Source organism: Streptomyces tyrfis, from assembly GCF_037034285.1.
In the GTDB taxonomy this organism is placed as follows: Bacteria; Actinomycetota; Actinomycetes; order Streptomycetales; family Streptomycetaceae; genus Streptomyces.
This window is the reverse complement of sequence record NZ_JBAGJZ010000061.1, coordinates 1-24,581: the sequence shown is the minus strand read 5'-3', so window position 1 is coordinate 24,581 and position 24,581 is coordinate 1. Positions and strand designations below refer to the sequence as shown.

The following is a 24,581-nucleotide window of genomic DNA, read 5'->3' as shown; positions in this document are numbered from 1 at the left end:
TCACCCCCACCGCCGCCGCATAGGCTGGCCCGAACAACCGAGTTGAAGGGTGGCCGCGATGCCCCACGCGTCCCAGTCCATGAAACTCTTCGTGGAGAACGGCCGCTTCGAGATCGACCCCACCGAGCCGGACGCGGACGAAAGCCCCGACATCCACCCGCCGCTCGGAGAGCCGGCCAACGGGCTCATCGCGGTCACCCGCAACGCCGCCGGCATCCACACCGGCATCAAGAAGGGCAACGTCCACCTCGAAGCCCAGCTCTTCGACACCGAGCCCGCCCTCGACACCAGCACCTGGGACGAGGTGCTCGACACCACCTTCACCTCCACCACCGGCCACGCCCGCATCGGCTCCTACGAGCACGCCCTCGACCTCAACATCGCCCACCAGGGCCCCGGCTCCTACCGGCTGCGCCTGCACGCCAGAGGCCGCGACTCCCAGCCCGGCACGAGCCGGCGCCGCAACTCCAAACCCACCGACGAGCACTACCTGTTCCACATCTGGCCCGCCCCAGCTGCCCCCGAAACCGTGCACAAAGCCACCGACACCGTCGGCCACGCGCTACGCACCCGGCTCGCGGCGATGAACGAGCGGGGCGCGAAGTGGTCCCTGGACGGCTGGGTCGGCCCGCTCACCGTCACCGTCACCGTCACCGACGGGACGTTCTCCCTGCGAGACCCCGACACGCAGGCCAGGCCACGTCCGGCCGGTCTCCTCTCGGCCGAGAAGGACTGGGCCCTGATCACCACCCAGACGCAGTCCGGCACCGTGACGGTCACCCTGCATCCCACTGACCGGGACCCGCGGCCCGATCCGCTCCAGTGGGACGAGATCGAGCAAGCCGTCGTCCGCTCCACCACCGGCCACCTGGTCCTCTGCTCAGCCGAAGGACCCACGAAAGAGCACGAGGACACAGCCCTGCACGGCCCCCGCCAGTACGGCATCCGCGTCCACGCCCGCCGAACGGCCAACGGCGAGGAGTACCTCGTCCAGACGTGGATGCACGGGAAGAAGTAGACACCCATGACCCACCTGCTCGGCCCCTGGCCCGTCCGCGTCGACGAAGGACAGTTCTACATCGCCCCCACCGACAACATCGCCGAGATCCCGGAAGCCCGACTCGAACGCGCCCTGGACCGCGCCTACGAGAACGCCGGCCTCCTCGGCTCCGGATGGCCGACCAGCAGGAGGAGCGCCGTCGCGCCGTGGTCGACGAGCGCGTCGCACAGGGCCTCGGGGGTGAGCGCGTTCGCGTCGAGTTCGACGACGGTGCCGCCGCGGGGAGCGAGGTGGTCCCGCAGGACGCGGGTCCCGGACGCCCAATAGACGGTCGGCTGGGTCGCCACGGCGATCCGACGCCGGCCCGCGCCGAGCAGGAAGTCCGCGTAGATCCGCCAGCCGTGGGACTGGGCCGGGGCCAGGCGCGCGACCCACTCCGTCGGCTCCTTGGTGAGCGCGTCGAGCACCGCGGACGAGCAGAGGAACGGCACGCCGAGGGCGTCGGCTCGGGCGGCGGCGGCGCGGGCGACGACGCTGTGGTACTCGCCCGCCATGGCGGCCACGCCCAGGGCGGCCAGTTCGTCCACGGCCGCCGCAGCCCGCTCAGGATCGGCCGCGGTGTCCCGGACCACCAGATTCAGTGGTCTGCCGTCGATCCCGCCAGCGTCGTTGACCTCGCTAACGGCCAGCTCGAGTCCTGCGAGCAGGTGTCGGCCCGCCTCGACCCAGCCGGGCCGCGTCAGCGGGACGAGCGCGCAGACGGACGGACGACCCGTCTGCGTGTTCCGCTCCGGACGGCGATGGTGGCGTGTTCATCGGATGGTGTCTCCCCTGGGACGATGCGGTCGCTGTCCGCCCGGAACGCGTGCTGGCCGGGGCCGGCGGTTCGCGTTCATCACGTCTCGCTGCGGCGGGCGCCCCCGGTGATCACGCCGGTCATTGGGTCCACCACCATCGCCAATAGGCAACCGATTATTTGTTCGCTTAGCTGCCAAGCTTCATCGTCATCGGCACGTCCGAGGGCCTGCACCTCAGGAGGTCACTTCTGAAACAGTGGCGAATCACGACCTCGCACAGGCCTAATGCGGAAGAGTTTCGAGGAACCCGGCCAGGAGGGCGTTGAACCCGGCCGGCTCCTCCATGTTGGGGAAGTGTGCGGTGTTCTCCACGGACACTGCGCGGCCGTCGGGTACCGCGTGGACCAGACGCTCGGCCATCGCGATGTGGTCGCTCACGTCGAGGGCACCGTTTATCGCCAGGACGGGAACGTCGATGGACGCTGCACGCCGCCAGGTCTGCGGAACCGGTACGCGATGGTCCGGTTCGCCGACCGTGTGCTTGGAGATCGTCCGGGACGCCATCGCGCGCAGGCGGTTCGCAATGTCCGCATCGACATCACCGAGCGAGCGGTGCGGGCCTGCCGCGAAGCGCACGTGCCCGTTCAGCCAGCCCTCGATGTCGCCGGCGGCCAGCGCACCGTTCTGCTCCCCCAGGACCTCCAGGCTCCAGGGATCCTCGAAGTATGGTTCGCTGGTCCCCACGCCGCTGACGACCGCGGCGCGAACCAGTTCGGGATGCTCGAGCGCAGTGTCGACCGCAGTGCCCCCGCCCATCGAGACCCCGACGAGCACCGCCGGCCCGGCATCGAGATGACGCAGCAGCGCTGCCAGATCGTCGGCCGGACGGAACGGCCGGGTCGCGTTCGAGGAGGCGCCGTGTCCGCGGGCGTCCGGTGCGATGACCCGGTAGTGCGGGGCGAACGCCCGTATCTGTTCGCCCCACATGCCGTGGTCGAAGAACCCGGCATGGAGCAGCACCAGCGGCTGTCCCTCGCCGGCGTCGCGATAGGCGAGGGAGCCGTCAGAGGTCGTGAACGAAAGCATCTCGGAGTTCTCAGCGAAGGCAAACATGACAATCAAGGTGTCATCTTCCTCGAAAGTTGGCAACCGAGGTGTCATTCTTGGGGAATGACAGACACCGACATCCCTCTGCCGACCGACGAGCTCGCCGACCGACTGACGGAGGTGTTCGCCCTGGTGGGGCCGCTGTACCGGCGAGTGCACCGCAAAGTGGAACAGGCCGAGCCGATCGAGGGGCTGTCCGTCGGCGTGCGCGCTGTCCTGGATCTGCTGCGCCAGCACGGACCCATGACCGTCCCTCAACTGGGCCGCGCCCAGACACTCAGTCGGCAGTTCGTGCAGCGCATGGTCAACGATGCCGCCGCGCAGCACCTGGTCGAGGCCATCCCCAACCCCGCCCACCAGCGGTCCTCACTGATCCGGCTGACCGCCGACGGCACGGCGGCCATCACCGCGGTGCACGCCCGCGAACACGCGACCCTGCGGCAAGTGAGCGGCAACCTCACCGGTGCCGACGTGGATGCGTGCGTGCACGTCCTGACCCAGATGCTCGCGCTCTTCGACGATGTCGACGTGCCCTAAGGGGTCCCGTAATCCCCGGTGGATCAGCGTGCGGCGTCGGATGCGGTGCATCGCAAGGCGGAGGGACGTTCGCATACTGGGTGTATGCGGATGTTCCGACAACGCGGCGAGGGGCCGTAGCTGTCGTCGCGCGCCCGCCGGGGATTACGGGACAGCCCTTAGGTGTATTGCCCTGCGAGGTCGTGATCATCCTCGGGTTCTGTTCCGTTCGGGAGCCGAACCTGGTACGACGTCGGGCGTATTGCGCAGGCAACTCGCCGAAGACCAATGGGAGTTCATCGAGCCGTATCTGCCGATAGGCGAGTACGGTACCCGCAGCGGCTGCGGGACCAGGTCGAGGGGGTGATCTGGCGGCAGGGGCCGTTGCAAGATCGCGGCACGTCCGGAACATCAGGTTGATCCGGGCTTGGGGTGGGCGTCCAGGTTCGGGCAGAGTGGAGACGCAGTGCAGGCACGGTCTCGGTGATCACGTGAGTGTCGAAGTCCCATCAACACTTGGCGAACCCGTGCCTGCTCCTGCATCTTCTCTCATGCCCGCCGCGCTGGACCAACTGGCCCAGGTTTCCGCACCTGCCCCGCTGGCGGACGCAGTGCGCCTGTTCAGTTTTCTGGACCTGCTCCCCGACCCAAGAGGCGTCCGCGGCCGGCGTTATCCGCTGTCCGCCCTGGTCACCGCTGCCGCGGCGAGTGTCCTGGCCGGCGCCCGCTCGCTCACCGCGATCACGGAATGGATCGGCGATGCGCCCGGATGGGCCTGCCGAGCTCTCGGCTTCCCCGTCGACCCGCTGACCGGCACGGTGTCCGTCCCGCATCCCCATACCCTGCGCCGTCTCTGCGTACGGCTCGGCGGTGACGCTCTGGACCGGGCGATCGGGGCCTTCCTCGCCGCCCGTGCGGCCCCGGCCGACCCCGGACTGCGGGCGATTGCCGTCGACGGCAAGGCCCTACGCGGATCGCGCACCGCCACCACCCCGTACATCACACTCCTGGCTGCGATGGACCACAACGGCCATGTCCTGACCCAGCGTCAGGTCGCCGACAAAAGCAACGAGATCCCCGCCTTCCAGCCCCTGCTGTCCACCATCGACCTGACCGGCACGGTCATCACGGCCGACGCGCTGCACACCCAGCACGCCCACGGCACCTACCTCCGTGAACGCGGCGCCCACTACATCGCCCAGGTCAAGGCCAACCACCCCAGCCTGTTTGACCGTACCCGCCGTCTGCCCTGGTGCGAGATCACGCTCGACCACTACGACCGCCCCCGCGCCCACCACCGTCTGGAGATCCAGCGGCTGAAGACCGCCGCCTTCGCCCACCTCGACTGCCCCGATGCCCGTCAGGCTCAGGACGTGCGGTGATGCCGATCCCGCACCGCAAACACAACGCGGGTTCTTTGCTCACCTCCGACTCGTCTGGAAGTATGCATGCCATGATAAAAAGGCCAAAGAGACGCTATGACGAAGTTGACTTAACAGTAGCCTCGCTGACCGGCATTGCAATACTCTTCATATTCGCGTGCGTCGGTTACGGTACTGCTGAATTATGGTTTCCGGACTCTCCGGCTGGTCGCCTGTGTCAGATTTCAGGGCTCACCATGGGTGCCTGCTGTGGTGGCTCGTGGGCCTACAGGAGGCTTTCGAGGTGAACTCTCGGAGTATTTGCAGGATCAGGCATCCTGCAGCGCCATACAGGCCGCGATGTCGCCCGGCCCAAAATTGCCCGGACGACATCGCGGTTCAGTTCACTAGCACTTCAGGCTGGCCTTAGAGGTCAAAATCGGCATTCCCGTTGCCGCCCATGTGCCACCGATGGCGCGCAGCACGGCATTGGTAATCTTGCCACGGTAGTCACGAGTGCCCGTGCCAGCACAATTCCAAGAAGGAGTGAGGCCCAGAGCCGAACCCTTGCAAATTGTATGGTTCTTGCTGGCCTTATTTTCCCAGAGGCCAAGCCCTCGGTATTGCTGAATCCCTACAGAGAATGAAATCAGGCCCGAGGTGTTGCAGTTCAGCGTCGCGTCGTAGGCGACGCAGGAACCGCCGTGCTTATATGGTCTCGCTGCCTTGATTATCTGACACGACGGCTTGGCCAACTGATCAGGGTGGGATGCGGCTTCGGCTTCCTCACCGCAGCGCTTGGCCTCTATGGCGCGTTTGCCGGCCTCGTCAACGGGACCTGGGGCCGACACCTGATCCCCACCTACCCCGACCCCGGCAAACGGCTTGAGCGCCTTGCCCGCGACAAGCCACGCCCCACCTCGGTCACCGCGGAGCACGTTGAGCCCTTCGGTTGAGCTGCGTCGGATCCGCCGAGACGTTGGTCGCACGGGGCGGAGGTGCCGAGCCCTGGGGGGAGGGCGTTCGATGGTGGGCTAGCGAGAACTGAAGGGCTGCGGCCTTGATGCTCACCAAGATGGCCGGGGGCGCTTCCTGGTACTCGAAGTGAGTTCCGCCCGCGAGGATGCCGGAACTGTAGGGGCCCCCGACGACCATACCGACGCGGTATCGCGCGTCTTGCTGGCCAGCAGGCCACCGAGCCGGATTTCCGCGAGGTCCGCTCGGTAAAGCGGGGCCGTGTCGTAGTAGCTGATGCCATGGTCGAGTGTGGCGGCGGGGGCTGCGTACGTTTTTGAGGCCAGTAGCGCTTGGTCGCAGAATTTTGGAACTCGAATTCAATTATGGACAGATCCAGGTTTCCGAGTTGCCGGCAGTTGCTTGGGGGGCCAGACTGGTTCTTGGGCCGGAGGTGGGCTCGCCATGCACCTATAGATCGACGTCGCCGCTGTGTGCGGCGGGCAGCTTCGAAGATCGGTCGCAGTCGTCCCGCACAGACTCAGACTCAGACTCAGTACTTGGTGTGGGACGAGAAACTTGAGAGGAATCACTCGACATGGCGAATGCGGCACTGAAGAAGGTCCTCATCACGGGAGCGGGCACCGGCTTCGGGTTCGAAGCCGCCATGCGCCTCGCCGAGAAGGGCTTCGACGTGATCGCCGGGGTGGAGATCTACGCCCAGGTGCAGACGCTGAAATGGCAGGCGGCTGAGCGCGGTGTCAGGCTTCGGGTCGAGAAGCTCGACGTGACCAACGACGGAGACCGCCGCAAGGCCCTCGACTGGGGTGTGGAGATTCTGGTGAACAATGCCGGTGTCGGTGAGGGAGGCTCCACAGTCGACATTCCCGAGTCGAACATTCGGCACCAGTTCGAGGTCAACGTCACGGGGCCGCTCGTCCTCACTCAGGGCATCGCCAAGCAGATGATCAACCGCGGGGCCGGCCGCATCGTCTGGGTGTCCTCGCGGGAAGGCTTGAACGTCAACCCGTTCACCGGCATCTACTCTGCCTCGAAGCACGCGATTGAGGCGATCGCCGAGACCATGGCCTACGAGCTGCAGGAATACAACATCGAAGTCGCCACGGTCAACCCGGGGCCCTTCCTGACGGGCTTCAACGACCGCATGTTCCAGACTTGGGAAAGCTGGGAGGACGACCCGTCGCAACGGCTCTTCGACTATTCCAAACTCGCCTTCCCCCGCCCGCAGTTCGATCCCGAAGCGGTCTTCGCCACGCTGACGGCCGTCGCCGCCGGAGAAGTCGACAGCTACCGCAACCTGGAGCCCAAGTCGATGCTTGAGGAGACAAAGCGCCTCCAGGAGGTTCCGTGGGAGCGCAAGGTCACGGACGGCCTCGGGACCCGCCACCCGGCCATCCAGCACTCCTACGAGATGCAGCCCGAGACTCCTGTCGGGTCATCGCCTCGCACGTGACAGCAATAAGTTTGGTGAGAGCCGACCGGTGGGCTTGGTGACACGCTCTCGCGCCGGCGGAGCCACACGCGTGTACGAGCGCACGGCGCTCACAACAGCCGGAGGTACATCAATGCCTGTCAGGCCAACTGTGCTGCAGGATCGCTACCGCAACCGTGGCACGGCTTTCACGCTGGGGGAGCGAGCGAAGCTCGGGATCACGGGGCGGCTGCCAGCGGCCGTCGAGACTCTGGACGAGCAGGCCGCCCGGGCTTACGCGCAGCTGCAGCAGCAGCCCTCCAACCTGCAGAAATACATCTATCTCAACGAGGTCCACGATCGCAATCAGGTGCTGTACTTCAAGCTGCTCGCCGACCACCTCGATGAGTTGATGCCTGTCGTCTACGACCCCACAGTCGGCGAGGCCATCGAGAAGTGGTCCGTCGACTACCGTGACTCGCGAGCGTTGTACCTGTCGATCGACCGTCCCGAGGACGTGAAGCCCTCTTTCGAGTCGCTGGGTCTTGGCGCAGGGGACGTCGACCTGATCGTCGTATCCGATGCCCAGGAAATTCTGGGCATCGGTGACTGGGGCGTCAACGGGACCGACATCTCCATCGGGAAGCTCGCCGTCTATACGGCGGCCGCCGGCATCGATCCCAACCGTGTCATCGCCGTGAACCTCGATGTCGGGACAGACAACGAGCAGCTTCTCAACAGTCCGTCGTACCTGGGCAACCGGCACGCACGGGTCACCGGAAAGCGGTACGACGACTTCATCTCTCTCTACCTCCAGACCGCGTCCGAACTGTTCCCGAGTGCGCTTCTGCACTTCGAGGACTTCGGACCGTCGAACGCCCGGCGGATCCTGGTGGAGAACGCCGACAAATACCGGATCTTCAACGACGACATGCAGGGCACCGGTGCCATTGTCATGGCCTCGGTGTTTTCGGCCCTGAAGGTGACCCGGGGACGTTGGTCCGAGCAGCGGCTCGTGGTCTTCGGCGCGGGAACCGCCGGCACCGGCATGGCCGACCAGATCCACGCGGCGATGCTCCGTGACGGCGCGACCCCCGACGAGGCGAAGAAGAACATCTGGCTCGTCGATGTCCACGGCCTGGTCACCGATGACATGCGAGACCTGCCGGACTACCAGCGGGTCTATGCGCGGCCGAAGTCGGAGGTGAGTGACTGGTCCGATGGTGAGATCGATCTGCTCAGCACCGTCGATCACGTCAAGCCCACCATCCTCATCGGCACTTCCACCACCCACAATGCGTTCACCGAGGACGTCGTGCGCACGCTGGCCGAGGGTGTCGAGCGTCCGATCCTCCTGCCGCTGTCGAACCCGACGAGCCGTATCGAAGTCATGCCGTCGGATGCAGTGCCGTGGTCCGAGGGCAGAGCACTGATGGCAGTCGGCATCCCGGTCGAGCCGGTCCGGTACAACGGGGTCACCTACGAGATCGGGCAGGCCAACAACGCCCTCCTCTACCCGGGGCTCGGACTCGGAACGATCGTCTCGGGCGCCCCGCACGTAACGGACAACATGCTGCTCGCCGCCGCCGAGGCGGTGGCAAGCCAGGTCGACGTGTCGCTGCCAGGAGCATCACTCCTGCCACCGGTCGCGAACCTGAGGGCTTCCTCCGCAACGGTCGCAGTCGCCGTCGCCCGTGCCGCGGCAGAGGACGGTGTCGCAACCAAATCCCACGACGACCTCATTCAGGCCGTCCAAGACTCGATGTGGCAGCCGACCTACCCCACGGACGACTTGGAGGGCGGGCAATGAACGACAACCAGTTGCCCCCCAAGGTGCAGAACACGGCGATCGGGATCCAAGCCAGTGGAAACCGGCAGGAATTCGACAGCATGGGCACCGTCGAGGTGCCGGCAGACCGGTATTGGGGCGCGCAGACACAGCGCTCGCTCCTCCACTTCTCCATCGGCGACGACCGGATGCCGAAGGAGGTCTACCACGCCTACGGCTACGTGAAGAAGGCGGCAGCGCTGGTGAACGCTGCCGCCGGACGGCTGCCCGAGTGGAAGAAGCAGGCCGTCGTACGGGCAGCCGAGGAGACGATCGCTGGGGAGCTCGACGACCACTTCCCGCTCTTCGTCTGGCAGACGGGGTCGGGCACCCAGAGCAACATGAACGTCAACGAGGTCATATCCAACCGTGCATCACAACTGCTCGGCGGCACGCTCGGGACACAGCAGCCCATCGCCCCGAACGACGACGTCAACATGGGACAGTCCAGCAACGACAGCTTCCCCACCGCTATGCACATTGCCGCCGTGCAACAGATCGACGAGCAACTCCTGCCTCAGGCCCGGGAACTCGCCGCGTCCATCGAGGCAAAGGCCACGGAATGGGCCGAGGTCGTCAAGATCGGCCGCACGCACCTCGAGGACGCCGTACCACTCACCGTCGGACAGGAGTGGTCCGGCTATGCGGCGCAACTGCACGCCTGCATCCAGGAAATCGAGCACAGCCGCCACTGCCTGCTCGAACTTGCCCTGGGCGGCACCGCCGTCGGCACGGGGCTGAACGCACCTACGGGCTTCAGCCGGGACGTCGCGAACAAGATCGCCGAATTGACCGGCAAGCCCTTTGTCACGGCCGAGAACAAGTTCATGGCCCAGGGATCCCTGGATCCCATGGTGCGGGCGCACGGGGCGCTGCGCGGACTGGCCGTGGCCTTGATGAAGATCGCCAACGACATGCGATGGCTGGCCTCGGGCCCGCGCACCGGATTCGCCGAGCTGCTGCTTCCACAGAATGAACCCGGCTCCTCGATCATGCCCGGCAAAGTCAATCCGACCCAGTGCGAAGCCATCGTCATGATCGCAATTCAAGTGCTCGGCAACGACTCAGCAGTTGCCTTCGCCGGCAGTCAGGGCAATTTCGAGCTGAACGCTATGCGCCCGATCATTATTAACAACTTCATTCATTCCGCGCGCATCCTCGCCGACGGGATGGAGAAGTTCCGGAAATTCTCCGTCAGCGGCACGGAGCTCAACCGGGTAAGGATTGCCCAGTACGTTGACGAGAGCCTGATGCTGGTCACGGCGCTCAGCCCCGTCATCGGGTATCAGAACGCCGCACACATCGCCGAATCCGCCCTGGCCAATGGCCAGACACTCAAAGAGGCAGCCCTGGCCAGCGGCCACGTCGACGAGAAGACATTCGACTCCGTTGTCGATCCGCTCTCCATGGTCGGCCACGGTGCTTCCGGCGCCTGACGCAGAGGCTCTGACACGGGATCCCGCCTGACTTGCCGACAGAACTCGTGCGCTGCCGGCGGCGGGACGCCGGGTGATCGCGTACGACCGGCGGGGGTTCGGGCGCTCAAATCACATCCTGCCGATCGAGGCCACCGGTGCCCGCACCCACGAAATGATCAAAGGAGCCCATTACGTCACCATTGAAGGCGCGGGACACGGCCTGTGCTGGACGCACGCCGAGGAAGTCATCGAGCATCTGCTCAAGTTCCTGGCCTGAAGACTTCATGTCGCTGCCAGTGCCTCGGTGGGGGGCAGCCGGGCGGCTCGTACTGACGGGTAGACGCCCGCGACGAGCGCGCCCGCGAGGCCGCCGAGACCTGACAGGACGGGGCTGTGTCGGTCGCGACCGTCGCGATCGCCGCGGGTCTCGTGCCCTCTGCCGGAGCGTGAACTCGGGAAGTCGGGCGACTGGCCCGGCAGGCTTGTGAAGCGCCGAGACCGGGCCGCCGCGCGTACCTCGTCCTACGCCCCCGGAAGACGCGACGGCCGGGTCTGCCCGACGGAATTTCATCCGAAGACGATGACCTGGCGTCCGACGACGTCTCCGCGCCCCAGAGCGTCAAGGTTCTCGTTGATGTCCTCCAGCGCGACCTTGGTCACGTTGTGTTTGACACGGCCGGCTTCGGCGAGCGAGAGGACCTCGACGAGGTCCAGGTGGTTGCCCCAGAAGGAACCGAGGTAGGAGAACTCGGTGCCCACGAAGGGGAACTGCCGGTGCTCGACACGCTGGCTCATGAGGCCGACGGCCGCGAGCGCGCCCTCGGGGCCCAGCAGGTCGAAGCCCATGGAGATGGAGGACTCGCTGCCGACGCAGTCCAGGATGGCGTGGATCGTCCGGCGGCCGGTGAGCCTCTCCAGTTCGTCCTGGATGGCCCCCGTGGACTTGTTCCTGACGTTGATCCCGTGGTCCGCGCCGTTCTCTTTCGCCACGTCCAGCTTGCTGTCGGTGCGCGCGAGCCACCACGGTCGCACCGCCGCCGAGCAGTTTCGCGTACTGGATCGCGTAGCTGCCGAGACCGCCGATGCCCGTGACCGCGACGGTCCGTCCGGGGCCGAGCTTGCCCGCGTCCCGGAGCTTGCGCATCCCCCGGTACGGGGTCATGCCCGCGTCGGTCATCGGGGCCAGGAGCTCCGGCGCCCGCGCCGCCTCCTCCGAGACCGGGATCGCGTGGCGGCACTCCACGGCCATGTACTCGGCGAAACCGCCCGGCGGGCCGAACCCCACCCACCGGCCGTCACCGCTGCACAGCTGTTCGTTGCCCTCCCGGCACTGCCGGCACGTGCCGTCCCCCCCAGCTGGGGTTCACCACGACCATGTCGCCCTCCGAGTAGCCCACCGTCGCGGGCACCTCGGCGCCGAGTCCCGCCACCCGGCCCGTGACCTCGTGACCGGGGATGTAGGGCAGATCCACCGGGAACGGACCCTCGAAGTAGCCGTTCAGGAGCTGGTAGTCGCTTCGGCACATGCCGGTCGCGGTGGCCTTGGACGAGATCGTCAAGGGCTACGACACCGGCAGCGAATACGTGATCGTCGAACCGGGCGAACTCGACGACATCGCGCCGGGGTGGTCCAGGGCCCTGGAGGTGTCCGGATTCGTCGATCTCGACACGGTGGATCCGATCTTCTTCGACAAGACGTACTACCTCGGGCCGCGGGGCGAGCAGTACGACAAGGTGTACGCCCTGCTCCAGCGAGCCCTGGCGGAGTCGAACAAGGCAGGCATCGCGACCTTCGTGATGCGCGGGCGCGAGTACCTCGTCGCGCTGAAGGCCGAGGACGACCTGCTGACCCTCCACACCCTGCACTGGGCCGACGAGATCCGCGATCCCCACCAGGAGGTCCCCGGCCTGCCGGGCGAGACGGAGCCGACCGCGGCCGAGGTGAAGATGGCCCACCAGCTCATCGACGCCCTCACCGCCGACTGGGACCCGGAAAGCTTCCACGACACCTTCCGGGAGAAGGTCAAGGCACTGGTCGAGGCCAAGGCCGCCGGTGAGACGGTGGGGAAGGCCGAGCCGGCCGCGAAGCCCACCGGCGTCGTCGACCTCGTGGAAGCCCTGCGCGCCAGCTTCGAGCGGGCCCGCTCCTCCAAGGACACGGGCGAGAAGGCTGGCACATCTCACGCGGCCCGCGGCAAAAAAGCCCGCCCCGAAGAAGCGCGCCACCAGCACACCGAAGAGCGGGTCGCTCCGGTCTCTGACGAAGGCCGAGCTGTACGAGAAGGCCGCCGAGGCCGGCATCCGCGGGCGCTCCGCCATGACCCACGACCAGCTCGCCGACGCCCTCGACCACGCCAAGGGCACATGAGGGGTCTCGGACGCCATGCCATCGTTCGCGGGCGGGCTCCGGCGCTTCGGCCTCGGGCAGCACGACCGGAACGACGTCCTCGTCTCTCAACGCAACTCCCTCTCGGTTGGTGAAGTCGGCCCGGGGCGCGGTGCTGGTCTTTCGACCGGCCCGTTTCCCCGGAGCCGCTTCCCGAACCGGGCATGCGACTTGGCACCGCACCCGGCTCTCCACAAGCCCCGGAGGGGTTCGTGGTGGTTGTTCTCATCCCGTGGCGTCCCAGGGAGTGGGAATCGTCAGGCCCCGGTAGCGGTAGCGAGTGGTGCCTACCGTGATCGGGTTGAACAGTTCCCGGGTCTCCCCGGTCCACCATGATCTGCGGCCGCAGTAGCGGCTGAAGATCTTCCTCCGGCCTGTCTTGGGGTGCTTGCGCTGTACCCATCTCCAGACCATGTGCCACATGTAGTTGCGCAGGTAGGAGAAGGTTGCGAAGGACACCCCGGGCCGGAAGTAGGCGCACCAGCCCCGCACTGCCGGATTGATCCGGACGAGCAGAGCATCGAGCGGCTGGTTCGTGCCGACCTCTCGGCAGAGCGTCTTGACCTTGACCATGATGGCCCGCAGGGCCTTCTTGGCAGGGTAGGTGTAGACGTAGTGCCGGTCGGTGCCTGGTTTCCGGTGGCGCTGGATGTGCCAGCCGAGGAAGTCCAGACCCTGCTCGATGTGGGTGATCAGAGTCTTCTCCGGTGACAGGCGAAGGCCCATCGTGGTGAGGACTTCTGCGATCTCGTCGCGTAGCGTTTCGGCGTCTGCCTTGGTGCCGTGAACCATCAGGCACCAGTCGTCCGCGTACCGGACCAGCCGGTAGTTGGGCAGACCTCGGCGTCGACGCCTTCGGCGCTCGTTGAGATCAGTTCCGGCGCCTCCCGGCGCCTGGGCGATGTGCTCGTCCAGGACCGAGAGCGCGACGTTGCTGAGCAACGGCGAGAGGATCGAACCCTGCGGGGTGCCAGTGTCGTTGTCCCGCAGCAGGCCATCCTCACTGAGGATGCCCGCCTTGAGGAACGCCTTCACCAGGGCCAGGACGCGTTTGTCCCCGACGCGTGCCCGCACCCGCTCCATGAGAGCGGTATGCGAGATCTCGTCGAAGCAGGCTTTGATGTCGCCTTCCACGATCCACTCGTACTTCTTGGACGTGAGCAGACGCACCTCGGCCACCGCGTCGTGGGCCCGGCGGTTCGGGCGGAACCCGTAGGAACACGGGAGGAAATCCGCCTCGAAGATCGGCTCCAGCACCAGCTTCAAGGATGCCTGCACCACCCGGTCGTTGATCGTCGCGATCCCCAGGCGGCGCAGCTTGCCGCCCGCTTTGGGGATCATCCGCTCCCGCACCGGCATGGGCTGGAAACTGCGGTCCTTGATCTGCGACCGCAGCACGTCAAGGAACTCCTCGACACCGACCCACAGCGCGATGGACGACGCCGTGCGTCCGTCCACCCCGGCCGTGCGTGCACCCTTGTTGCCCCGCACCCGATCCCAGGCCACCAGCAGGAAGCCCGGGTCGGCAACGAGATTGAACAGGTCATCGAACCTGCGATGAGGATCATCACGAGCCCAACGGTGCAGCTTGGTCTGGATCTTCAGTACCCGGCGCTCCGCCTCATACAAGGCGCGCTCCAGCTCGTCGGTATTCACCGGCGACCCTCCCGACATTCCAGTACTTCGGCCACTGACTTGCTGGCCCCCTTTGCCCTGCGACCGGCTTTCCCGGTCTCCACGACGGGTCGTTACTCCCGCGACTACTACGGGGCCTCCGCCCCATCCACGGCCATCAGTCGGCAACGGACCTGCCCACCACCGAACTGGCTGTCCGGCGGCTCGGGCGACCGCGGATGGTTCCCACGTTCACCGCACAATCGATCGGTCAGGGAGACGCCCAGCTCTACTCCGGCAGCCTCGCCACGCCTACGCCGCAGGCTTTCAACGTGGCCTCCCCACCGGAACAGGAAATCCGGTTTCGGAGTTGGCCCGCTCGTCCGAGGACGATCAGGTCACGCGCTGCATACCGGCCCGTATCCACCAGGTTTGAGCCGGCTCGATGCTTACGGAGCTTCAACCACTGGTTCGCTTTCGCTACACCTTCTGACCTCGCTAGACGGGCCCGCACTGTCCGGTAGTCCCGGCACGTCCCGCCGTTGTCGGAGCTGCTTGCCGCCCTCCCCGGCGTTCCCCGGATCAGGCTGCCCCCAGCTTCACCGGGCCGCTGCGACGGCCCGGAGGTGGTGGTCTTTCACCTCCACTCGATTGCGTAGCGCCTCGTGGCGCACTCCTGTGCCACCGAACCTTGAGCGTGTGCCATCGAAGTTTGAGTGGCGTGAGTCACTGGAGATCAGGGGCGTTGTGCGAGGAAGACGAGACTACGGCCTGTCCCCGCGCGCCCTGATCGCCGTCTCCAGCCGTACGGACATCGTCGCGGAACTGATCACCCACCGACTCGCCGCACTCGCCCACAGCGGCCTCCAGGCCCTCGACACCGCCACGGTGCGCGCCGTGGTCCACCAGGCCGTCCGCGACGTCCGCACCGCACCGCCACCACCAGCCGCCGATCCGCCTGCGGACCCGACCGTCGCTGCGGCGCGCGCCATCGTCGACGACCTTGTCGCCATCAACCACGAGATCGGCGAGCTGATGTTCGAAGTCGCCCCGGCCTACCTCTCCGACACCGACGCCGCCGACGTCCTGGCGCTGCTGTGCGACCAGATCGGCGAGCCCCTCGAGCACGGGCTCGCCGCCCGCCGCTACGCGATGTCCAGCGACCGCCGCGCCCTGCACGGCACCGTGCTGTAGACCGCCGATCGGCGGGCTGATCAACGGGAGTCCGCACCGGACGGGCCGGACTGGTCGGCCGGGCGCGCAGGTATGGCCGGCACCGGTTCGCTGATGCCCGGGGCGCGGGCGGGTGGCGCCGGAGCCGGAGCCGGGGCCGGCGGGCTGCCGGGCAGCAGCACCAGCAGCCACACGGCCGCCACGGCAGCAGCTGTGCCGAGCGCGGCAAAGGCAACCCTGCGCACCCGGCGCATTCCCCAACTGTGTCCCTGCGGGGGTGCGCCGCGGCGCAGGTCGCGGTGCGTGACGAGCGCGGCGCGGGCGGCCAGCGCGGCGCGCAGCCGGTCCTCGGTCGCAAGTCGGCGGTCTTCGGCGCTCGGCTTCATCGGCCCGCCTTCAGCTTCTTTTCCAGGACATCCAGCGCGCGGCTCGCAGTGGACTTCACCGTGCCGCGGGACAGCCCGAGCGTCTGCGCGATCTGCGCCTCGGTGAGCTCCGACCAGTAGCGCAGCACCAAAACCTCGCGCTGACGTCTCGTCAATTGCGCTAGTGCGCCGAGAACTTGGCGGTGCTCTTCGGCGAGCAGCAGCCCCTCGTCGACGGGCGGCCCATAACCCTGGTGGGGCGGGTTGTAGGCACGGGCGGTGCGACGTCTGCGCAGCACGGAGCGGGCCGCGTTGACCACGGCGGTGTAGAGGTAGGCCCCGGGGTCCTGGAGCCCGTCCAGCGAGGTGCCGTACATACGGCAGACAGCGGCGAAGGCGTCCTGGACGACATCCTCGGCGGTGTGCAGATCGTCCACCAGGAAGAGCGCGAGCCGCACCATGTCGAGTCGCCGCGCCTGGTACAGCTCGGTCAGCGTGGGCGGCGGCTCGTCGTCGTACGGCGTACCGAGTGACCGCAGATGATGTCCCTGCTTCGGCACATCCCCGGTCCGGGGCATGCGGGAGAGCAGGCGGGACCACCAGGGCGGCGCTGCGGGAATGGCGTACTGCATGGGCCTCGATCCGTCGCGGGAGGGGCGGGCGGGCCTGCGGAAAGGCCGGCCCGCCCCGTGGTGCTGCCGCTGCTTCTACTTCTGAACCCCGCTGCCCGGCTGGATCACCAGGGACGGGACGGACGGGATGGACGGGACGGACGGGATGGACGGGACGGACGGGATGGACGGGACGGACGGGACAGGCGCGGTGCCGGGCTTGCCCTCGTCGGCCGATTTGCCCGCCCCGACGGCCTTCGGGGTACCAGCGGGCTTCGAGGCGACGGGCTTCGACGCGGTCAGCGGGGCTGCGTACCCGGTCGTGGCGACCCTCGGCGCGGCGGGGGCCGGCTTCACGCCGGAGTCGGCAACGGCCTGCACGGCGAAGCCGCCGCCCAGCAGCAGCGCGGCACCGGTGACGGCACCCAGGGCCCGGGGGCTGAGACGGCGGTTCCACTTGGTGTGCGACATGAGATTCTCCCGAGGAAGTGACGGAAACACGGTCTGGAACAACAGCTGAAGGGCGCCTTCAATCCACCAGACGTGCGACACCCCCCGAGGTTGCGGCCACATCCGAGAAACTTCACCACGGCCTGCTCTTCGGGGAGAGAGCCTGCCCGGCCCCCGCAGGCCAGCCCTGCTCTGGCGCGCAGAACAGCAACCTGCGCACACGGGCTCAGCTGCGGCGGAAGACCAGCCGTCCGCCTGGCACCCTCGCCGTGCGGCTCACGGCGCCCGCGGTGCGCAGCGCCGCCAGGTCCCGTACACCGAACACCGCTGCCCGGTCGGCGCCACCTCGCGCCGGTCGTGCGCGGTCGCGGACCATTCCGGAACTCGGCTTCAACCTTTTGGCCACGGCATTACATCCCGGTGGACCAGGACACTCTGATCCACCGCTGGTACGTACACCGCATCCGCCTGGACAGCGAAGGCACCACCCGCCGGCCCCAAAGTCGTCGGCGCACGCGGTGGTGCCGACCGGCCGCACTGCGGCAGATTTCTCCGGCGGGAGCACAGGGCCATCCGTGCCGGTACGCACTGCCACCCGTTCGGCGGCGAATCCTCGACAGTCGGGTTTCGTTCATATCGGTGGAGAACCGGTGCCCCGGTCAGCTCCCCGTGACGGTGCCCAGGGCTCGGGGTGCCGGACACCGTCACGGCTCTGCGGGCCCCGCCTCAGGCCAGGCGAAGCCAGCGCCCTCCGTTCGCATCGTGGCCGCGGAAGGATCCAACAGCACCGGCCCAGCGACGCTCCCGGCGCCGCCCTGCCGACATGCGCGGAAGAACGGGCTCAGTCGCCGCGGTTACGGTGGGCAAGGAGGTCGCGGGCTCGGTCGACCAGCCTTGCGCCGGGGGCGAGGAGTTTGTTGGCAGGCGGTGTGGTGGGCGCGGAGGGATGCGGTCGGGTGGGAGCCGTCTTCTTCGCGTGGCGGATCTTGTCTCCCAGGTCGTCCAGGGCATCGGAGGTACAGACGGCGGCCAGCAGAGGGAAGAGGTTTCCTTCCTCGTCGCGGACATGACGAGTGACTTCGAGTTTCACCTTCGCGACAAGGTGGTTGAATTCCTCTTCTTCCGGCTGTCGGCCCTCCAGGGACTTCAGGAGTTCGCCGCCACACCTTCCGCCCTCGGTCTGCAAGAGCTGATGTACCGCGCCCGGGCGGGGGCTCTCGCACATCACGTCCCTCCCACCGCGACAGCTCAGGAAAAGGCACCGCTCAGCCCACAGGCTCTGCTCAGGAATGGCGTGGGGAAAAGTCTGATCAGGAAGGCAACTTTGAGCGGCGCCGGACAGACAGGGCGATGACGTGGGCGCAGAGCACCAGCCCGCCTCCGCTCGGGAGGGGGAGATCTTGATCTCACCGTCGAGGAAGCGGAGCAGGTCTCCTCGGTGATCACCGTATCGGTCTTGCCGAGGTGCGCGACACCCAGGGCAGAGCTTCTGTCAGGCGACCCTGGCGGCAGCCGTAGACCTTGTGCCTGCGCAGACGGCGGCGGTTGTAGAAGGTCTCGATGAAGGCGAAGACCTCGGCGCGGGCGGTGGCCCGGTCGGGCCGGACGCGATTGCCGATCTCCTCTTTGAGCAGGGCACAGAAACTCTCCGCGGCGGCGTTGTCGAAGCAAGACCCGGTGCGTCCACAGCTCTGCCGCAGCCCCGACTCGCGCATCTCGCGTCGGACTTCAGTGGATGTGTACTCGCTGCCGCGATCTGAGCGTGCGATGCATCCAGGTTGTAGAGAGCCCCGGCCGTGGGCCGTCTTCAGCGCGTCGATGACCAGGGAGGCGCGGTGGTAGTCGGCCATGGCGTAGCCGACGACCTCGCGGGTGGCCAGGTCCAGCCGGCAGGCGAGCTAGAGCCGGCCCTCGCCGGTGGGCAGGTAGGTGATGTCCCCGACCAGCTTCGTGCCGGGTGTCTCGGCGTGGAAGTCGCGGCCGATCAGGTCCGGGGCCAGCCTCGCCTTCTTGTCCGGCCGGGTCAGCGACCGGCGTCCGCGGCGGTGGGCGCCCTGGATGCCGTGGTCGCGCATCAGGCGGGCGATCCGTTCGCGGTTCACGCGCCGTCCCGGACGCCGCAGTTCGGCGTGGACGCGCGGGACACCGCAGGTGCCCCGGGAGGCGACGTGGATGACGGTGATCTCGTGGGCCAGGGCCTCGTCGGCCGCCTTGCGGACAGTCCGGGCTTTCGCCGCGGTGAGCCAGGCGTAGAAGGAAGAGCGGGCCGCCTTGCGCAGGATCTCCCGTTCCTTCTTCAGCTCGGCGTCCTCCCGCCTCAAGGCGGCGACCTCGGCCTCCAGAGCCGACGGCGCCACCGGAACCGTCGGCGGCTTGGCCGCCCGACGGCCGCGCGGACGACCGGCTCCGGCCGCCCGGATCCCGTTGCGCAGCGTCTCCGGGTCCACCCCCAGGTCAGCGGCGATCTGCTTGATCGTCGCCTCGGGCCGCGACTCGTACAGCGCGACCGCGTCCGCCTTGAACCCCGGCCGATAGTGCTTCATGACCACGACACATCCATCTCTCAGATCCTCAAGATCCACTATCTCGAGTGTCCAAGATCAGGGGTGAAGGCCCAACTGCCCGGCGCTGGGTGAAGGCCCACCGTCGGAGCGAAACGGCAAGGCTGACCAGCGCAATCTGACAAAGCACGCGCTGGGAGCGCCGGTACTCATCCATGGAGCCCGGCGGACGCCGTACGTCCGTGTGCGGTACGTGGTGCCCCTCCGGGACCTCTGGGGCAGGTAAAACACGAACTCAAACTATCCTAAATTCTTTTAAATCACCCATACGAGTGCTTAACTCTCGCTCGGACGCCGGTGTTCGCCGGTCGATCCAGGCGTGCATGTGGGCTCGACGTCATGTCATCTGCGGTTGCAGGTCACCGCTCGTGGCCGTACTGGCGTGTGTGCCCGTGCCACGAGAGCTGAAGAGGTGATCCGAGGTGAGTTCGCAGAGATGGCGGCCGCAGGCTGCCGGTTCCGCGTACGGCGGAGGGGGGCGCGGGTTCCTGATATCGGGCCCGGGATGGACCGGCTGGTTGTCACTTTCCTTGGCACTGGCGTTGGTTCTGACGATGTTCAGCCAGGTGACCGGTGCCTGGGCGAAGCCGGTGCACCAGATCACCGGCAGGTGGGTCGGCGACGTGCCGGCCCAGTTGGCTTCCGGGGAGATCGTCACCTCCGAGTGGCGGGTGAACGTCAACGACGACGCCGAGGCCCCGTCGAATGAGCCGGTGGACAACGTCACCCTCAGAGTGGCACTGGACAACGGGGTGTTCGACGCGCTGCCAGATTCGTGCTTGACGGCCGGGGTCAATCCGGTATCAGCCCTCTCGGCTGACAAGAAGACCCTTACCTGCAATCTCGGCACGCACGATCAGGGCACCGCGGTGGTGCTGCAGGCACCTGTTGTGGTCGACGGGCCGACGGGTAGCCAGGTGACCGCAGAAGGAACCATCGGCGACCAGAGCGCCGCACTGCCGCCGCTGAACATTGTCAACCGCTTCGCCATGGACATGCGCTGGGACGTCGGCGCAGCCAACTACTCCAGTGGGAAGGGTTACTTCGAGCTCGATTACGAGTGGACGTTGAGCAAGGGGAGAGGCAGCGACCCCGGACCGCAGACGATCACGTACGACCTGACGATCAGCTCGCAGCAGGGGAGCCAGGTCCAGCTCGCACCCCAGGCGTGCACGCCGTACTCGATCGCTGCGCCGGCCAACGGCCATCCGTGGTCTGGCGGCTCTCATCCGGCGAAGCAGATGGCGTCCTTCGTGGACAGCTGCCAGATCACGCAGACCGGCCCGAACACGTTCCGGCTCACGATCTCCGGGATCGACTACGACCCGGCCGCCCCGCCGACCCTCGACTCGGCCGGTGGCAGGCTACCGTCCGACCAGGTGGCGCTGGCCTCCGGTTCGATCTGGGTACGCGTGCTCACCTCGTCCGGTGGTTCCGCCGAACTGAAGGCGAGCGCCCCCACCTACACCTCGACCACGGGGCAGACGGCGCAGGACGACCCCGCGAACAACACCGAGTCCAAGTCGTGGACGACTCCCGGTACGTACTCCTCGGGCTGGGGGCGGGGTTACACCAGTAGCGGCGGCACGACGTGGGACGACACCTACCGGGTCTCGGCGGGCACGACCATCGGGCAGTACATGGACACCGCCATGCAACTGCACACCGACCGCCCCGACGACCGCCTGGTGGGGATGTGCTCGGCCCTGGACACCAAGTACGTCACCTTCAGCGGATTCAAGTGGACCACCCCCGCCGGCGGGGTCGACGGCGCCGTGGTCGAGTACTACACCGGCAACGACGCCCACCTGGACCCTGCCAGCGGCTCGTACGACCCGAACGGTTTCGACTGCGGCGTGACGGACGGATGGAGCACCACACCACCCGGCGATCAGGCAGAGGTAAAGGCGGTCCGGGTCACGGCGACCCAGGGCCAGATGGAGGCGTACGGGGGGTACACCAACATCAATCAGAACGTGTTCCAGACCATCAAGCCGGGCACCCCGCCCGGTACGGACGTGTGGAGCTTCTTCTCGGGCGTCATGGACGACCCGCTCAACAACTGGTGGAACAAGGCCGGGTGCATCCTGGACACGCCCGGTCTCCGCTACCCGTGCACCACCGGCTTCCGGGACCTGGTCCGCGTGACGACGGCGTCACCGGCGATCAGCAAGTCCGTCGACCGGGCTGTCGTCACACCGGGCGTTCCCGCGACCTACACGCTGAACTACTCGGCGAACGGAGCCGGGGCGATCCCTGAGACGGTGGACGGGTTCAAGATCGTCGACACCCTCCCCGCGGGCGTGACGTACGTTCCGGGGACCGCCACCCCGGAGCCTGCGGTGACGGCCAACGGATCGGGCCAGCAGGTACTGACCTGGACCCTCGACGGCGTCACCACCAACACGGACCACGCACTGACCTACCAGGCGGTGGCGGACGACAAGGTGAAGCCCGGGCAGGCGCTGACCAACTCGGCGACGGCCGCATACGACGGGATCACCACCGCGCCGGCAAAAGCACAGGTCACGGTCGCGGCAGGCGGATACACCACGATCGGGAAGAGCGCGGATGCCGCGTTCATCCCGAACGTGAAGGGTGACGGGAAGGGTTCGGGTTCGTGGACGGTGACGCTGCGGTCGTACGACCCGGCACCGCAGGAGTTCACGGACACGATCGACATCCTGCCCTACAAGGGCGACAAGCGCGGGACGTCGTACTCCGGCTCCTACAAGCTGGAGTCGGTGACCCCCGAGGCGGGCGCGAAGGTGTACTACACCACCGCCGACCCGAAGTCCCTGTCGGACGACCCGGACGACAAGTCGAACGGCAAGGCCGGCGATGCCACCGGGAACACGGTCGGCTGGACGCAGACGTTCACGCCGGACGCGACAGCCGTGCGTGTCATCGGCCCGGTGCTGGACCCGGGTGCGCGCCAGCAGTTCAAGGTCGCCGTGGCCACCGACGGCGCCAAGGGCGGCGACAAGCTGGTGAACCGCGCGCAGGCGCGTGACGGGCACACCGAGCTGGTGATGCGCACGTCGGCGCCGATCACCGTGGCGAACTACTACTCCGCCTCGCTGAAGAAGTTCGTCCAGGGCAAGGACGGGCAGTGGCACGACGCCAACGAAGCGGCCGACTACCCGACCTTCAAGTACGGCGACACGGTCCGCTACCGGATCGTGGTCACCAACACCGGCCAGGGCACGCTCAAGAACGTGAAGGTCTCGGACGACAAGTTCCCCGAGCTCGGCGCGTTCACGATCGCTTCCCTGGAACCGGGCAAGAGCCAGTCGCACGAGTTCAGCACCGTGCTGGACAAGTCCGTGTCGGGCACGTTCGTCAACACCGCCTCCGCGACGGCGGACACCCCGCCCGACTCCGAGGTCCCGCCAACTATCCCGCCGGACCCGGCCGGGATCGAGGTGACCAACTACAAGGTCGAGAAGACCGCCGACCCGGCCTCCGGCCAGACCGTGGCCCCCGGTGACAAGGTCACCTACACGATCAAGGTCACCCAGCAGGGTTCGGCCCCGGCCGACGCGTCGTTCTCGGACGACTTGTCGAAGGTGCTGGACGACGCCACCTACAACGACGACGTCAAGGCCTCGACCGGTTCGGCTGAGGTCAAGGACGGCGTGCTGACGTGGAACGGCACCGTCCCGGTCGGCGGCGAAGCCACGATCACCTACTCCGTGACCGTCAAGGCCGGCGGGGACGCCCAACTCGTCAACACCGTGCTGTCACCCGGCTGCGAGGCCGCCGAGGACGGCAGCACCCCCAGCTGCACCACCCACCACGAGCTGGGCTCGTACACCTTCTCCAAGTCCTCCGACCCGAAGTCCGGCTCCACCGTCCAGGTCGGCGACAAGATCACCTACACCGTCACCGTGAACCAGCACGGCAAGGCCGCCATCAAGGACGCCACCATCACCGACGACCTGACCAAGGTCCTGGACGACGCCGCCTACAACGACGATATGAAGGCGTCGGCCGGTTCGGCTGAGGTCAAGGAGGGCAAGCTCGTCTGGAAGGGCAACCTGCCGGTGGATGGGAAGGTCACGATCACGTACTCCGTGACCGTGACCGGCGGTGGCGACACCAAGCTGCACAACGTCGTCACCACCCCCGACGACAAGCGCGGCCACTGCGACACGGAGAAGGGTTGCGAGACCGACCACGTCTACGGCTCGTACACCTTCTCCAAGTCCTCCGATCCGAAGTCCGGCTCCACCGTCCAGGTCGGCGACAAGGTCACTTACACCGTCACCGTGGCCCAGAAGGGCAGCGGCGAGGTCAAGGACGCGACGGTCACCGATGACCTGTCCAAGGTCCTGGACGACGCCACCTACAACAACGACGTCAAAACCTTGACCGGTTCGGCTGAGGTCAAGGACGGCAAGCTGGTCTGGAAGGGCGACCTCCCGGTCGGCGGAAAGGTCACGATCACGTACTCCGTGACCGTGACCGGCGGTGGCGACACCAAGCTGCACAACGTCGTCACCACCCCCGACGACAAGCGCGGCCACTGCGACACGGAGAAGGGCTGCGAGACCGACCACGTCTACGGCTCGTACGTCTTCTCCAAGTCGTCCGATCCGAAGTCGGGTACGGCGGTGAAGAAGGGCGACAAGGTCACCTACACCGTCACCGTCGCCCAGAAGGGCAGCGGCGAGGTCAAGGACGCCACCATCACTGACGACCTGTCCAAGGTCCTGGACGACGCCACCTACAACGGTGACGCCAAGGCATCGTCGGGCGACGTCTCTGTGTCCGACGGCAAGCTCGTCTGGAAGGGCAACCTCCCGGTCAACGGCAAGGCCACCATCACCTACTCCGTGACCGTCACCGGCAGTGGCGACACCAAGCTGCACAACGTCGTCACCACCCCCGACGACAAGCGCGGCCACTGCGAAACCGAGAAGGGCTGCGAAACCGACCACACGGTGCCGCCGGGGAAGACTCCTCCCCCGTCCACCAACGTCCCCCCGTCCGGCAACATCCCGCC

Annotated in this window: 20 protein-coding genes and 3 pseudogenes; 10 read left to right on the top strand and 13 right to left on the bottom strand. The window is 67.1% G+C overall.

The genetic code is table 11. The annotated features are described in order from the left end of the window. Positions 1–58: 58 nt before the first annotated feature. Positions 59–1,018: a hypothetical protein gene (locus WA762_RS31860; protein ID WP_335940653.1), complete on the top strand. Its 960-nt coding sequence runs from the start codon at positions 59–61 to the stop codon at positions 1,016–1,018. 137 nt (positions 1,019–1,155) lie between these two features. Here WA762_RS31860 and WA762_RS31855 read toward each other — a convergent pair. Together WA762_RS31855 and WA762_RS31850 are read right to left on the bottom strand one after the other, a co-directional pair. Beyond that, positions 1,156–1,816 (bottom strand): annotated as a pseudogene (locus WA762_RS31855) (ABC transporter substrate-binding protein); the annotation flags it as partial. A 263-nt stretch (positions 1,817–2,079) separates the two neighbouring features. After that, entirely contained in the window at positions 2,080–2,910 is an 831-nt protein-coding gene (locus tag WA762_RS31850; protein ID WP_335940680.1) for an alpha/beta fold hydrolase, read from the bottom strand. Between the two features lie 57 nt (positions 2,911–2,967). Between WA762_RS31850 and WA762_RS31845 the strand changes: the two genes are divergently transcribed. Continuing rightward, positions 2,968–3,441, top strand: coding sequence for a MarR family winged helix-turn-helix transcriptional regulator (locus WA762_RS31845; RefSeq protein WP_335940651.1), 474 nt, complete (start codon positions 2,968–2,970; stop codon positions 3,439–3,441). 530 nt (positions 3,442–3,971) lie between these two features. Then, positions 3,972–4,802 (top strand): ISAs1 family transposase, encoded by an 831-nt coding sequence (locus WA762_RS31840; RefSeq protein WP_335940649.1) that lies wholly within the window; start codon positions 3,972–3,974, stop codon positions 4,800–4,802. Between the two features lie 386 nt (positions 4,803–5,188). On the opposite strand, the gene WA762_RS31835 is transcribed toward WA762_RS31840, so the two are convergent. Both WA762_RS31835 and WA762_RS35810 read right to left on the bottom strand, forming a co-directional pair. Continuing rightward, the gene (locus WA762_RS31835) at positions 5,189–5,719 is read right to left on the bottom strand and encodes a hypothetical protein (RefSeq protein ID WP_335940647.1); all 531 of its coding nucleotides are present in this window, start codon (positions 5,717–5,719) and stop codon (positions 5,189–5,191) included. Next, positions 5,706–5,942: pseudogene (locus WA762_RS35810) on the bottom strand (aldo/keto reductase); the annotation flags it as partial. The pseudogene WA762_RS35810 and the gene WA762_RS31835, both read right to left, overlap by 14 nt. A gap of 391 nt (positions 5,943–6,333) precedes the next feature. Here WA762_RS35810 and WA762_RS31825 point away from each other — a divergent pair. The 4 genes from WA762_RS31825 (at position 6,334) to WA762_RS31810 (ending at position 10,690) form a co-directional block, all read left to right on the top strand. Further along, positions 6,334–7,209: an SDR family oxidoreductase gene (locus WA762_RS31825; RefSeq protein ID WP_335940645.1), complete on the top strand. Its 876-nt coding sequence runs from the start codon at positions 6,334–6,336 to the stop codon at positions 7,207–7,209. A 130-nt stretch (positions 7,210–7,339) separates the two neighbouring features. Further along, on the top strand, positions 7,340–8,977 hold the full coding sequence (locus tag WA762_RS31820) for an NAD-dependent malic enzyme (RefSeq protein WP_335940644.1): 1,638 nt from the start codon (positions 7,340–7,342) through the stop codon (positions 8,975–8,977). Continuing rightward, positions 8,974–10,431 carry a class II fumarate hydratase gene (gene fumC / locus WA762_RS31815; RefSeq protein WP_335940642.1) on the top strand — a complete coding sequence of 486 codons (1,458 nt, stop codon included), beginning with the start codon at positions 8,974–8,976 and terminating at the stop codon, positions 10,429–10,431. Before WA762_RS31820 ends, fumC begins: the two co-directional genes overlap by 4 nt. A 73-nt stretch (positions 10,432–10,504) precedes the next feature. After that, positions 10,505–10,690, top strand: coding sequence for an alpha/beta fold hydrolase (locus WA762_RS31810; RefSeq protein ID WP_335940641.1), 186 nt, complete (start codon positions 10,505–10,507; stop codon positions 10,688–10,690). A 290-nt stretch (positions 10,691–10,980) separates the two neighbouring features. Here WA762_RS31810 and WA762_RS31805 read toward each other — a convergent pair whose 3' ends face one another. Continuing rightward, entirely contained in the window at positions 10,981–11,403 is a 423-nt protein-coding gene (locus WA762_RS31805; RefSeq protein ID WP_335940639.1) for a zinc-binding dehydrogenase, read from the bottom strand. A 305-nt stretch (positions 11,404–11,708) separates the two neighbouring features. Continuing rightward, on the bottom strand, positions 11,709–11,972 hold the full coding sequence (locus WA762_RS31800) for an alcohol dehydrogenase catalytic domain-containing protein (RefSeq protein ID WP_335940637.1): 264 nt from the start codon (positions 11,970–11,972) through the stop codon (positions 11,709–11,711). Between WA762_RS31800 and ku the strand changes: the two genes are divergently transcribed. Beyond that, positions 11,956–12,894 (top strand): non-homologous end joining protein Ku, encoded by a 939-nt coding sequence (gene ku / locus WA762_RS31795; protein ID WP_335940635.1) that lies wholly within the window; start codon positions 11,956–11,958, stop codon positions 12,892–12,894. The two genes, WA762_RS31800 and ku, sit on opposite strands and share 17 nt — an antisense overlap. Positions 12,895–13,024: 130 nt before the next feature. Here ku and ltrA read toward each other — a convergent pair whose 3' ends face one another. Continuing rightward, positions 13,025–14,455 (bottom strand): group II intron reverse transcriptase/maturase, encoded by a 1,431-nt coding sequence (gene ltrA / locus WA762_RS31790; protein WP_335940634.1) that lies wholly within the window; start codon positions 14,453–14,455, stop codon positions 13,025–13,027. A gap of 705 nt (positions 14,456–15,160) precedes the next feature. Here ltrA and WA762_RS31785 point away from each other — a divergent pair. After that, the gene (locus WA762_RS31785) at positions 15,161–15,607 is read left to right on the top strand and encodes a hypothetical protein (RefSeq protein ID WP_335940632.1); all 447 of its coding nucleotides are present in this window, start codon (positions 15,161–15,163) and stop codon (positions 15,605–15,607) included. Between the two features lie 20 nt (positions 15,608–15,627). On the opposite strand, the gene WA762_RS31780 is transcribed toward WA762_RS31785, so the two are convergent. The 6 genes and pseudogenes from WA762_RS31780 to WA762_RS31755 form a co-directional block, all read right to left on the bottom strand. Beyond that, positions 15,628–15,972, bottom strand: coding sequence for a hypothetical protein (locus WA762_RS31780; protein ID WP_335940630.1), 345 nt, complete (start codon positions 15,970–15,972; stop codon positions 15,628–15,630). Then, positions 15,969–16,583, bottom strand: a complete 615-nt coding sequence (locus WA762_RS31775; RefSeq protein ID WP_335940628.1) for an RNA polymerase sigma factor — start codon at positions 16,581–16,583, stop codon at positions 15,969–15,971. Before WA762_RS31775 ends, WA762_RS31780 begins: the two co-directional genes overlap by 4 nt. 75 nt (positions 16,584–16,658) lie before the next feature. Beyond that, complete coding sequence (locus WA762_RS31770) at positions 16,659–17,033, bottom strand: hypothetical protein (protein ID WP_335940627.1); 375 nt, start codon at positions 17,031–17,033, stop codon at positions 16,659–16,661. Positions 17,034–17,853: 820 nt separating this feature from the next. Continuing rightward, positions 17,854–18,162: pseudogene (locus tag WA762_RS31765) on the bottom strand (hemerythrin domain-containing protein); the annotation flags it as partial. Positions 18,163–18,454: 292 nt separating this feature from the next. Continuing rightward, the gene (locus tag WA762_RS31760) at positions 18,455–18,892 is read right to left on the bottom strand and encodes a DDE-type integrase/transposase/recombinase (protein WP_335940679.1); all 438 of its coding nucleotides are present in this window, start codon (positions 18,890–18,892) and stop codon (positions 18,455–18,457) included. A gap of 18 nt (positions 18,893–18,910) precedes the next feature. Next, the gene (locus WA762_RS31755; RefSeq protein ID WP_335940626.1) at positions 18,911–19,555 is read right to left on the bottom strand and encodes an IS3 family transposase; all 645 of its coding nucleotides are present in this window, start codon (positions 19,553–19,555) and stop codon (positions 18,911–18,913) included. 536 nt (positions 19,556–20,091) lie between these two features. Between WA762_RS31755 and WA762_RS31750 the strand changes: the two genes are divergently transcribed. Further along, a partial coding sequence (locus WA762_RS31750) for a DUF7927 domain-containing protein (RefSeq protein ID WP_443080726.1) occupies positions 20,092–24,581 on the top strand: 4,490 nt, incomplete at its 3' end.